Origin of the sequence: Halocynthiibacter namhaensis (assembly GCF_000812685.1) — a bacterium.
GTDB classification, from domain to species: domain Bacteria; phylum Pseudomonadota; class Alphaproteobacteria; order Rhodobacterales; family Rhodobacteraceae; genus Halocynthiibacter; species Halocynthiibacter namhaensis.
This window is the reverse complement of the sequence record NZ_JWIF01000008.1, coordinates 1-11,902: the sequence shown is the minus strand read 5'-3', so window position 1 is coordinate 11,902 and position 11,902 is coordinate 1. Positions and strand designations below refer to the sequence as shown.

General features: G+C 54.7%; 9 protein-coding genes. 5 read left to right on the top strand and 4 right to left on the bottom strand.

Going from position 1 to position 11,902, the window contains the following annotated elements:
* The coding region (locus RJ38_RS18380) for a transposase (RefSeq protein WP_202903849.1) at window positions 1-224 on the top strand (224 nt) is incomplete at its 5' end.
* A 461-nt stretch (window positions 225-685) separates the two neighbouring features.
* Here the strand turns inward: RJ38_RS18380 and RJ38_RS00920 are convergent.
* Both RJ38_RS00920 and RJ38_RS00915 read right to left on the bottom strand, forming a co-directional pair.
* Window positions 686-4,543: an efflux RND transporter permease subunit gene (locus tag RJ38_RS00920; RefSeq protein ID WP_082005585.1), complete on the bottom strand. Its 3,858-nt coding sequence runs from the start codon at window positions 4,541-4,543 to the stop codon at window positions 686-688.
* Entirely contained in the window at window positions 4,540-5,670 is a 1,131-nt protein-coding gene (locus RJ38_RS00915) for an efflux RND transporter periplasmic adaptor subunit (RefSeq protein ID WP_039017044.1), read from the bottom strand. Before RJ38_RS00915 ends, RJ38_RS00920 begins: the two co-directional genes overlap by 4 nt.
* Before the next feature lie 551 nt (window positions 5,671-6,221).
* Between RJ38_RS00915 and RJ38_RS00910 the strand changes: the two genes are divergently transcribed.
* From RJ38_RS00910 to der, 3 genes are all read left to right on the top strand, one after another.
* Window positions 6,222-6,881: a hypothetical protein gene (locus RJ38_RS00910; RefSeq protein WP_039017043.1), complete on the top strand. Its 660-nt coding sequence runs from the start codon at window positions 6,222-6,224 to the stop codon at window positions 6,879-6,881.
* A gap of 82 nt (window positions 6,882-6,963) precedes the next feature.
* Entirely contained in the window at window positions 6,964-8,403 is a 1,440-nt protein-coding gene (locus RJ38_RS00905; RefSeq protein ID WP_238321616.1) for a PQQ-like beta-propeller repeat protein, read from the top strand.
* A gap of 116 nt (window positions 8,404-8,519) precedes the next feature.
* Window positions 8,520-9,986 carry a ribosome biogenesis GTPase Der gene (der, locus tag RJ38_RS00900; protein WP_039017042.1) on the top strand — a complete coding sequence of 489 codons (1,467 nt, stop codon included), beginning with the start codon at window positions 8,520-8,522 and terminating at the stop codon, window positions 9,984-9,986.
* 73 nt (window positions 9,987-10,059) lie between these two features.
* Here the strand turns inward: der and RJ38_RS00895 are convergent, their stop codons facing one another.
* Window positions 10,060-10,917 (bottom strand): LysR family transcriptional regulator, encoded by an 858-nt coding sequence (locus RJ38_RS00895; protein ID WP_156121691.1) that lies wholly within the window; start codon window positions 10,915-10,917, stop codon window positions 10,060-10,062.
* 94 nt (window positions 10,918-11,011) lie between these two features.
* On the opposite strand from RJ38_RS00895, the gene RJ38_RS00890 reads away from it, so the two are divergent.
* Window positions 11,012-11,377: a YybH family protein gene (locus RJ38_RS00890; protein WP_039017040.1), complete on the top strand. Its 366-nt coding sequence runs from the start codon at window positions 11,012-11,014 to the stop codon at window positions 11,375-11,377.
* Between the two features lie 293 nt (window positions 11,378-11,670).
* Here the strand turns inward: RJ38_RS00890 and RJ38_RS18375 are convergent.
* A partial coding sequence (locus tag RJ38_RS18375) for an integrase core domain-containing protein (protein ID WP_156121689.1) occupies window positions 11,671-11,902 on the bottom strand: 232 nt, incomplete at its 5' end.

The window sequence follows — 11,902 nt, the reverse complement described above, 5'->3', positions numbered from 1 at the left end:
CCCGCGCCCTGTCGCAAACGCAGCAATACGCCATCTCATGCCGACTGCGCAAAAAGGTCGAAATGTCGTTCGCCCATCTGAAACGTATTCACGGCTTAGGGCGGCTGCGATTGCGCGGCCCTTGTGGCGCACACGATGAATTCATCCTCGCCGCAACCGCTCAGAACCTCAAAAAGTTAGCCAAACTAGCCCCGAACTCAATTCAGGCCAGAACCGTCCTGTGAAATCAGGACAAGAGCTATTCATCCTGTGATGCAGTGCCGTGAAAACTGCGAGTTTTTCAACAGAATATTCTGTAAGCGGACCCCATTAAAAATGGGGGGATTACCCAAGAACCTTCACAGACATGCTCTCCGCCATCGGCCATTGATCTGGAAGTTAACAAGGGTAAATTGTACTTACCGCAAGAGGCACGACCAAATGGTTGATGCCTCTTTTTTATTGCGCAGGGTTGGGTATCCCCCCGCAACCAGTTCTCACAATCGAGGTGTCAAGATGGCAACCGTCAACGTTGTAATTGCTGCGGCGGATAATCAGAGACTGCAGTGCGTCCGGCGCGCTCCACGGTGCGCCGGACGAACGCTTGAACTGCGAGAATGTGGTGCCCTTCACAACAAAAAAAACGGCCAGAACATTATCCCTGGCCGTTTCAATATGTGTGTGGATGATTTAGAGGGTTGCCCCGCTATGTTGCCGGTTTTGGCGTTTCGTTTGGGGGGGCCATTTCTGTCGGGCGGTCGTCAATATCAGGGCGGGATTGCTGCATATAAGCAGGGCGTTCGCCATCCTCAATTTCTGACGTCTCAGATGGTATTGCAGGTTCCGGCAGATCCCACATGATTTCGGGGGATTTGATTTTCTTTGCTGCGCGCCCAAGGGCGATGTCACGGGCGATCCGGCTTTCGGGCCCCATAGACATTGCCTTAAGGCCAGTGAAGGACCGATAGGCGCCCACGGAAACCCAAACGCGTAGGGCCAGCAAGGACGGCGTCAGGATCAAGGTTAACACCGTCGCGATCCCCAGGCCAAACACCACGGCTGTTGCCAGCTGTTTCCACCAAAGGGCTGTTGGGCTGTCGATGGAATAGCCGCCGTTGATGAAGTCAAGATTTAGCCCGAGCATCATCGGTGCAAGCCCGGCCATGGTGGTCAACGTTGTCAACAAAACCGGGCGAATGCGGGCTTGGGCTGTGCGTGAAATCGCCTCGATCTTGGGCATGAAGCGGGCGTATTCTTGATAGGTATCGATCAAAACAATGTTGTTGTTCACCACGATCCCCGCCAAAGCCACAATCCCCGTACCGGTCATGATGATCGAGAAGGTTTGATCCATGACCAACATGCCGATCAAGACGCCTGTGGTCGATAAGACCACCGCGAGCAGCACCAAAACCGAGTTATAGACCGAGTTGAATTGAGCCAGCAAGATAATGAACATCAGACCAAGAGCGCCGGTAAAGGCCTTCGCCAGAAAGGCACCACTTTCGGCTTGCTCGTCCTGGTCACCCGTCCATTCCCATGTCACGCCTGTGGGCAATGAATCATCCATCTCCAACCATTTGGTCAGCTCAGCGATGCGTTCATTGGCGTTGATTGGCGCTTTTGTCAGTTCACTTTGGTCAAGCTGGTCAAGGATCTCGGCGGGTGTTTGACCTGGGGCAAACCATGCAAATGCAAAGCTTCCCGCGTCACTGTCCACGCGACGCAAACCAGGGGGTGTTTCGCCGTCGGCCTCCAATTCATATGCGATGGCCTGAATGGTTTCGATGGTGTCTTCGTCATCTACCTCGTCAGAGGATACGAATTTCACGAGGCCACTGTCTACGCCGGATTTGATGTCAAACCGTCGTATCTGATTGTCACGATCGATCTGGGCCAGCGCGGCCACAGGCTTGCGCGTGATGAAGTTTGACAAGGGAACAAGCCCACCTTCGGTACGCACTTTCAACGTGTCCAACGTGGACAGCAGGCGATCTTTTGCGGGCAGGCGCACGCGGATCTCGATTTCCTCATCCGAGCTGTCCACCCGCATCGTGTCCAGCAGAATGCCGCGGGTGACCAATTGCACCATACCGCCAACGGTGGCCACATCCGCGCCATACCGACCGGCACGCGCGACATCGACTTCGATCTCCCAATCAATACCGGGCAGGGGCAGGGTGTCTTCCACATCGGCCAGACCAATGGTGGCATCAAAATGGGCGCGGGCAGCTTCTGTGGCGTCACGTAACTGGATCGGATCGTCGCCTTTCAGGCGCAGATGCACAGGTTTCGCCGAGGCCGGACCCTGGGCAAGGTTCAGAACCTCGGTTTGCAGGCCTGGCAGCTCTGCGAGGGCTTCTTTAAGCCGCGCGATGACAAAGTTCCCGTCATATTCAGGGTCAATGCCCGTAGCCGGATAGGGGATAAAGCCCCACAGGAATTCCATCGTGGTGATGGTGGGGCGATCGTCCCATGGGATCAATTCGATCTGAACTTGCCCAATGCTGTCACGAGGGGGCTGTGCGCCGCCGGTGTTGTTGTTCAAGCCACCTTGGCCTGCGAAGGCGAAAGATGTTTGAATCCCCTTGATACCAAGCACCACGTCTTCCACACGTTTGACTGCATCGTCTTTTTCTTCAAGCGACAGGTTACCGCGTTGCTTTACATAGACAATCGCCTGTTCCGGTTCACTTTCAACGAAGAATTCAACCCCTTTGTTGTTCGCGCCGAAATAGGTGAAGGTCGACATAACAAAGAAGAAAACAACCCCAAGGACCACCAATGGCATAATGGGGTTGCCCGAGATGAAGTTGATGATTTGGCCAAAATAGTTGCGCCGAAAGCCAGATTGCACGCGTTTTTCACGTGGTTCGGGCATGCAGGCGGGAACGGTGATTGATGTCGCCATGCCTCCGATTGCGAAGACGATAAAGCCAAAGAAAGCGAATTGAACCCCAGCTTCTGCACGCAAAACAAGCATTACCCCATAATACAGCGCATATAGGGAGATGACGGTAAGAGGGACCTTGATGCCGATATGTGCAGGCTTCAAAGCTTTGGACAGGTTGTCAAAAACGCGGCTCATCCGACCTGCAACACCGCCCATGACGGGCAGGTAAATCAGGGCAACCACAAGGGATGCAGACAGAACAAAGATCAATGTCACCGGCAACATGCCCATGAATTGACCCGGCACACCTGGCCAGAATAACATCGGCAGAAACGCACAAAGCGTTGTCGCAGTTGAGGAAATGATCGGCCAGAACATGCGTTTGGCGGCTTCCACATAGGCGTGCATCGGGCCAATGCCGTCTTTGATGCGCCGGTCGGCATATTCCACCACCACAATCGCGCCATCCACCAGCATGCCCACGGCCAAGATCAGGCCGAACATGACGATGTTCGATACAGTGATGCCCATCAGGGCCAGCAGCACAAAACACAACAGGAATGAGGTCGGGATCGCAAAGCCCACCAGCAGGGCAGATCGCACACCAAGTGCGCCCAAAATAACGATCATCACAAGCGCCACCGCCGTCAGAACAGAGCCCTCCAACTGGCTGACCATGGACCCAACCGTGCGGCTTTGATCATTAGAGAAGCCAACATTTACAGCGGCTTGCAGCTCAGGCGGCCAATTGGCGACCTCGGCGTTGATCGTCTCGCGGACAAGGGCGGATGTGTCGATAATATTAAAGCCCTTGCGTTTCACCACCTGCAAGGCAACGGTGTTTTCGCCGTTAAAGCGCGCGGTGCCTTGGCGATCTTCAAAGGTCAGGTTGATCTCAGCCAAATCGCCCAATGTGATCACCCGTTCGCCATTGGTTTTGACGGGCAGAGCGTAGACATCTTGGGGTTCATCAAAGGATGACGGGATTTTAACCGCAAACGTACCTGAGGCACTGTCGATCTCACCCGCTGCGATCAATTGGTTGTTCTGGCGCACCACATTGATCAGTTCAGGGGCTGTGACGTTATAGGCTTCCAGTTTCAACGGATCGATCAGAACTTCCAACATCTCGTCGCGTTGGCCTGCGATGCCGGCCTCAAGCACGGGTTCAAGCCCTTCAACCGCGTCTTGCAAGTCTTTCACAACACGCAACAAAGTGCGTTCTGGGACGTTGCCGGTTAGGTTGACGATCAGGATCGGAAATTCGGAAAAGTTGATCTCGTTGATGGTGTAGGTTTCGGCCCCGGCTGGGAAATTCGCTTCCACGCGTCCCATGCGATCGCGCACATCTGCGATGATTTTGGTCTTATCCCAACCGAATTCGAATTCAAGCGCCACACCTGCATAGTTTTCGGCGGCCGTGCCGGAAATGTCTTTCAATCCATCAAGGTCAGACAATTCCGTTTCCATCGGCTGCACCAGCAGCTTTTCTGCGTCTTCTGCGGAAATGCCAGGGAAAGGAACCGATACAAATAGGGCAGGGATATCAATGTCTGGCTCGCCCTCTTTGGGCAAGGATACATAGGCCATTGTCCCCGCTGTCAACGACATCAGGATGAAGGCGATAACCATTCGGGCGTGATCAGCAGCCCAATCTACAATGCCGGTCATTGGTTGACCTCCCGGAAGTGCACATCAACCTTTTCGCCATTACCGACGTATTCTTGACCCTCAACGATCACAGTGACCTCATCCGCCAGGCCACCCAGCCAAATGCCTTCGGGCGTGTCGCGAATGTATTCAACCGGCGTAAATTGCGCGATGTTATCGGCATCGACGATGCGCACGCCAAGGGTGCCATCATTGGACAATGTCAGCGCAGATCCTGGCATCAAATGGGCGTTGGACCCGCTTGACGCGATCAAGATTTCCGCCGTTTGACCATCCAAGATCGAGAAATCCGCATTCGGCATTTCGATCTCAACGCGGAAGGTGCGTGTTTGGGGATCAGAGGAACGCGATAGGAAAGACACCATGCCGGTCAGTTCACGGCCCGAGGTCAGGCGTGCACCTGCCAATGCGCCGAGGCTGATTTTCGCAACGTCAGTTTCCGGCACAAAGCCCACGATCTTTACGGGATCAAGCTGAATGACCGTGGCACAAGCGGCGCCAGGCTGCATCAAAGTGCCAAGTTCCGCTGTGTCGCTTTCCAACAGCCCTGCAAAGGGGGCGCGGATCTGTAGACGTTCGATTTCCTTTTGCGCGGCGGCAACGCCGGCTTCGGCGGCTTGAATGCCCGCCAATGCGGCTTCCTGTGCAGCTTGTGCGGATGCCACACGGGTTTCTGACGCAAATCCGCCTTCACCAAGGCGTTCGGCAGCGTTCAAGTTGATTCCGGCTTCGATTTCACGGGCGCGTGCCTCAGATACGCGCGCGACGGCTTCCGCAACGGCGCTGGCACGGGTGCCTGGATCCAATTCGCACAGCAACTGTCCGGTTTCGACGAATGCCCCTTTGCGGATCGGATCAGAGATAACGCGACCCGAAGTTTCCGCCGATACAACCACCTGGCGTGACGCTTCGGTTTCGCCGCGCAGCAAGATCGCATTTTCTACGGATTGTGCGGTGGATTTCAGTGCAACAACCGAAACAAGGTTTTCGAAGGTCGGTGTTTCATCTTCTTGCACGATCTCTTCCTCAGAGCCCGAGGCAAAAGCGCGAAGTGCGTCACGCTCTAGGACCAATGCATATAAAAAGAGCGTCACAAGGGCCGCCGTCAGCAGGGAGAGAAGTTTCATCGTGACCTTCCGGGCGACGCGCGCCTCTTCGTGAACTGGCAAGATTGGCCAGCGTTTACAATCATCCTTGTCAGAAAATAATGATTTTCCAACAGCTTATCCTATGCATCTGGGGTGAATTTGTATTGAAATTCCAACCCAAATTTGCGGTCCCATTGTTGAACCGACTGTCATGCAACGCATGGCAATACGAATATTCCATGCGGAATGTTCTGAACCGTTTAGTTTATTTAGCGTTCTTCAGCCTGTGTTACAAGACTTTGGTCAAAACCGGATCTCTCTCGTTTTGCACAATGAGATGTGCCTTATATATGTATAGATGCGCTATCGCGGGTGTCGAAAGCGGTGATGTGACGCATGGGGGTGTAGGGCAGGCAGCAAGCGCAAGAAGCCGCCGCAGGATCAGAACGGGTTCATCAGCACTTGGCAAGCTTGCCTCATCCGCGCTATGACGGAGAAAATTATACGCGTTCTCGGGGAATTTCCGGGCCACAAACGGATAGGGAAACCTGCCATATTGGAACAGACGCAAACAAGAGGGACGCAATTTCGTGAGCAATACCGACAGTTTCATTGATGAAGTCACCGAAGAAGTTCGCCAAGAACAGCTTTGGACAATGGTGCGGCGTTATGGCTGGGTCGCAGCTTTGGCCGTTGTGGGCATTGTTGGCGGGGCGACCTGGAATGAAATCAACAAATCAAATACAGCCGCTGCGGCGCAAGCTGCGGGTGACGGCATTGTTGCGGCTCTGGAAAATGATGATTCTGCTTTGCGTGCAGATGATCTTGCTGCGGCACGTGCCAGCGTAGACGCACAAAGCGGTGCCGCAAATGTTTTGGGCTTCTATGAGGCAACCGAAACTGCCGAGGCAGGGGATACAGACCGCGCCGCGAAGCTTTATGCCGAGATCGCCGCGAATACTTCCCTTGCGCCAGTTTACCGCGATCTCGCCACATTCAAGGGTGCAAGCCTGCCTGGTGTTGATGCGGCTGCAGCGCGCAGTGCGTTTGAAAGCATTTCTGCGGCGGGTGCGCCATTTCGTCTTTTGGCGGAAGAGCAGATCGCCATTCAAGACATGACAGCGGGCGACACAGAGGCGGCTTTGACACGTTTGCAAAATATCGCAATCGATTCCGAAGTCACGCCTGGGCAACGATCCCGCGTGGTTCAATTGATTGAAATTCTTGGCGGTAGCCTCGAGACCACCTAACATAAATTACCATTCCTACCTTGAAACAGTTTGGGGCAGGGCACCGTAAGGTGAAGCGAATATTAGGCAAAGGGGCCAGACCGTGACAGATAAAGGCCAGACTGTGACAGATATGAAAGCCAACGCCATGCTGCGTAAAACCACCCCACTGCGGACTTCTGTTGTTGCTTTGATGGCGGCTGGCATTCTGATGTCTGCCTGCAGCAAGCGCGATGTGATTTTACCTGGTGAACGCCACGATCTGCGCACGCCGTTGGCTGAATCGCAGGCGGTCGAAGGTGCAGATGAAGTGATCCGCGTTACGCGTGAACAGCTCGAAGCTTCTGGGGATCGCGCTGAGCGTGAGAACCGTTCGGTTGCATTTAACGCGCCTGCGACGGTCAATCACAGCAGCTGGACCCACCGCAATGGATCTGCCAGCCACCGTGTTCAACACCCCGCGTTTGACGGTACAACTGGGTTGATTTGGTCCGCTGATATTGGCGCGGGCAACAGCCGCCGTTACCAAATCACCGCTGACCCTGTTGTCGCCGATGGGCGCATCTTCACCCTTGATAGCCGCACACAATTGGTTGCGACTGCGACCAATGGCGCGCGGATCTGGTCCAAGGATATGACCCCGGGGTTTGACAATAACGATGCTGCCAGCGGTGGCGGTCTCGCGGTGGATGGTGAAACTCTATATGTCACCACCGGTTTTGGTACTGTTGTGGCCTTGAATACCGCCACGGGCGACGAGATTTGGACCCAACGTCTTGAAGGGGCCGCCACGGGCGTGCCCACTGTGCAAGGCGCTTTGGTCTATGTGGTGTCGCGTGATGGTAAAGCATGGGCGATTGATAAAACCGATGGTCGCGTCCAATGGAGCATCCCTGGCATCCCCTCTGAAAGCGGCGTATCCGGTGGTGCTGGCCCTGCGGTGAATGCCAAAATCGCGATCTTCCCCTATGCCTCTGGCGATCTGTCGGCGACCTTCCCGCGCGGTGGTGTTCGCATGTGGGCCGCAAGCCTGGCTGGCCAACGTCGTGGCCGCGTCTATGCCGAGGTCGTTGATATCACGGGTGATCCTGTGATTGACGGAAATCGTGTCTATGCGGGCAGTTCCTCTGGTCGGATCGCGGCATTGGACGCGACCAGCGGTGAACGTATTTGGACGGCAACCGATGGCGCGATGAACCCGGTTTGGCCCTCAGGTGATTCCGTTTTCGCGGTGTCCGATCAAGCGGAACTTTTGCGTCTGGATGCCGCCACAGGTGAACGCATCTGGAGCATCGCTTTGCCTTATTTTGAAGCGCGCAAAACCCGCCGCCGTGACAGTGTTTACCCACATTTCGGCCCGGTCCTTGCCGGGGGGCGTGTGATGGTTGCCTCTGGCGATGGCCTGCTGCGCAGTTTCGCACCTGAAGATGGCCGTCTGCTGTCTGAAACGCCGCTTCCTGGTGGTGCCGCCAGCACAATGGCTGTGGTCGATGGCACGCTTTACGTTGTCTCCAGCAAAGGTCAATTACTGGCGTATCGCTAAAGACATCGGCAACTGCAAAATTTCCTTTGGGGGCGGGGTCAAGTTTGATCACGCCCCCTTTCGCTTTTCCCTTATATAGTGTATCGGGGCGACTTATCCGTCCGGAGAGATCAAAAATGACCCTTACTGTCGCCATAGTCGGCCGCCCCAATGTTGGGAAATCGACGCTGTTTAACCGCCTTGTTGGGCGCAAGCTTGCGCTTGTCGATGACCAACCCGGCGTGACACGTGATTTGCGTGAAGGTGAAGCACGGTTGGGCGATTTGCGGTTTACCGTGATCGACACTGCTGGTCTGGAAGATGCAACCGACGACAGCCTTCAGGGCCGTATGCGCCGCCTGACCGAACGTGCCGCTGAAATGGCGGACATCTGTTTGTTCATGATCGATGCGCGCGACGGCGTTCTTGCCACAGATCAGCTTTTCGCTGAAATTCTTCGCAAATCCGCCAAACACGTCATCTTGGCCGCCAATAAATCCGAAGGCAAAGCGGGCGAAGAGGGCTGGCTTGAAGCTTTCTCTCTGGGCCTTGGCGAACCCCTGCGCCTGTCCGGTGAACATGGCGAGGGCATGGAAGATTTATACCAAATCTTGATGCCATTGTCCGACGCCTATGAAGCCAAAGAACAAGAAGAAATGCCTGACGTTGACGTCGAGTTGACCGACGAAGAAGCGGAAGCAGAAGTCGAAGGCAAAAGCCGTGAATTCACTGGCAGCCGTCCATTGCAAATCGCCGTTGTAGGGCGCCCGAACGCGGGTAAATCCACGCTGATCAACCAAATTCTTGGTGAAGAACGTCTTTTGACCGGTCCCGAAGCGGGCATCACGCGTGACGCGATTTCCTTGCGTTTTGACTGGGAAGGTACGCCGGTTCGGATGTTTGACACAGCCGGTATGCGCAAGAAAGCCAAAGTGCAGGAGAAGCTCGAAAAGCTCTCTGTTGCCGATGGTCTGCGCGCCGTGAAGTTCGCCGAAGTTGTGGTGGTTTTGCTTGATGCGGAAATCCCATTTGAACAGCAAGATCTGCGCATTGCCGATTTGGCGGAACGCGAAGGTCGTGCGGTGGTGATCGCCGTGAACAAATGGGATATTGAGGACGAGAAACAGCAAAAGCTGAAAGACCTTAAAGAATCCTTCGCCCGTCTTCTGCCGCAGCTTAAAGGCGCGCCGCTGATCACGATTTCGGCCAAAACCGGACGTGGCATGGAACGCCTGCGCGAAGCCATTTTGCGCGTGCATGACATTTGGAACCGCCGGATTTCCACCGCGAAACTGAACCGCTGGCTGATGGATATGCTTGAGGCGCATCCGCCCCCCGCGCCATCTGGTCGCCGCATTAAACTGCGTTATATGACGCAGGTGCGCACGCGCCCACCTGGCTTTGTCGTCATGTGTTCGCTGCCTGAAAAACTGCCCGAAAGCTATACGCGTTACCTCGTGAATGGTCTGCGGGTCGATTTCGACATGCCCGGCATCCCGATCCGTATTTGGATGCGCAGTCAGGACAACCCTTACAAAGATCGCACGAAATCAACACCTTCGCGCCTTCGCAAACACCTTGGCAAAAAACCTCACGGCAGCTGAGGTCGTTGCTTCCAAGCTGAAACATCAAGTTCAATCCTCAGGCGGAAATGCCTGAGGATTTTTTGTATGAAGCCTAACGCAAAGCCTTGCGCAGGGCTTTCACCAAGGTTTGCAACTGGGTTGGGGGCGTTTTCCCGTGCTGGTGCATCGCATAAATCGGGCTTTCTGAAATCGATGTCACACGCGTCAATTTCGGGTCACTCTCGGCTAGAAGATCGGGTAAAGGTCCGATGCCTGCACCCTGGGCAATAAAATCCCGCAATCCCAAAACCGTGTTACATCTGATCTGTGGCCTCGCGGTTAACGTTTCCCCAGATGGCAATTGATAGGTCGCAGGCGTGCCTTGCCAATCACTGGCGATGTGGGGCCAGGTTTCGATCCCCTGCAAAACGGACGGCAGCCCGCCAATCGTCGCCAGAAAATCGGGGCTGACCCATAGGCTTTCTTTCAATGTGCCAATCTTGCTGATGCGGGCGGATTGAGGGGCAGGCGCACCCACCCGAATGGCCAGATCTATCTGATGTTCCACAAGATTTAAGGCTGCGTCTTCGGCGATCAAGCGAATTTCAATCTGTGACAGTTCAGGCAATTGCGTCAAAACAGGCACGACCAGGGCCTGGCACAAAGCATGGGGTGCCGTGATGCAAAGCCGCTCTGTTTGGCCTGTGGCGATGTTTTGTGCGGCCTCGGCGACTGCGTTCTGGGCGTCGCGCAATTTCCGGCATAGCGGCAACAGGCGCATGCCCGTTTCCGTCAGTGACATGGACCGCGTGGTGCGAAACAACAGGCGCGCGCCAATGGCGTCTTCCGCACGTTTTAGGGCTTGGCTCACCGCAGATTTGGTCACGCGACATTGATCCGCTGTCGCGGTGATGCTGCGGGTTTCCGTCACCGATAGGAAAATCAAAAGATCGTTTGTATTGGGTATCATAGTGTAGATTGTATAAACATTGAATTTAAACAAACAAGCTTGTTTTGGGGCGTGTGGGCAGGGATACACCCGTTAGCTTATGAAAGGGTCTCGCATGACAACTAAAATTGAAATCGCCGCAACTGCCAAACTTTCTCAATGGAAAGAAGCCTTTAACACAGGAAACGCCGCAGGTTGCGCCGCCTGCTATGAGGAAAACGCCCTGATGGTCGCCACACCCTTCGGCGAATTTAATGGCCGCGCTGAAATTCAAGCATTTTGGGCCGATCTGATCGCAAAAGGTTTCGCAGATGTGGCTTATAGCGACATGAAGGTTGAGGTCCTGAACGAAAATGAAGCCGTGATTTCCGCCTCCTGGACCATGAACAACGCCAAAGGCATCATCACGCGCGAACATTGGGTAATGCAGGCCGATGGCAGTGCATTGCTGCGCGAAGACCACTTCGAAGCGCAGGGCTAAATCGCTTGTCTCATCCCCGGTCGCTTCCCGCTTGCCATCACGCTGCAAACCTTGTTGGGTTGCTTTGGGCAAGATAAGGGGCCGGGGATGGAATTCGACGCATTGTTTGACGATATAACGGCGCTTCTGCAAAATGGTTTTGCGGGTGCGTCTGATTTCTTTGATCAGGACCGTGGTCAGTATGATTTCAAAGATCCTTCGCCAAATGAGCCCCCGCGCGGTGTTGATCTGGCTGCTTGCATCCCATTGGCGAATTGGTCTTGTCCCGCTTACGTTCCGGTCTCTGAACTCATTTATGCGGCCTTTCGCTCAAAAGCCAAGGGACTTTTCCCGCCAAGCGATGAGTGGCGACGGCGCGGGTTATAGAACCCGTTGATATACTGGAAGATCGCGCCTTCAGCCTGACGGCGTGTGTCCCAACGGTTGCGCCAAATCAGCTCAGCCTTAATGGATTTGAAGAACGTCTCGACCATAGAATTATCATAACAATTTCCCTTGCCGCTCATCGAGACCTTGAAACCGTGC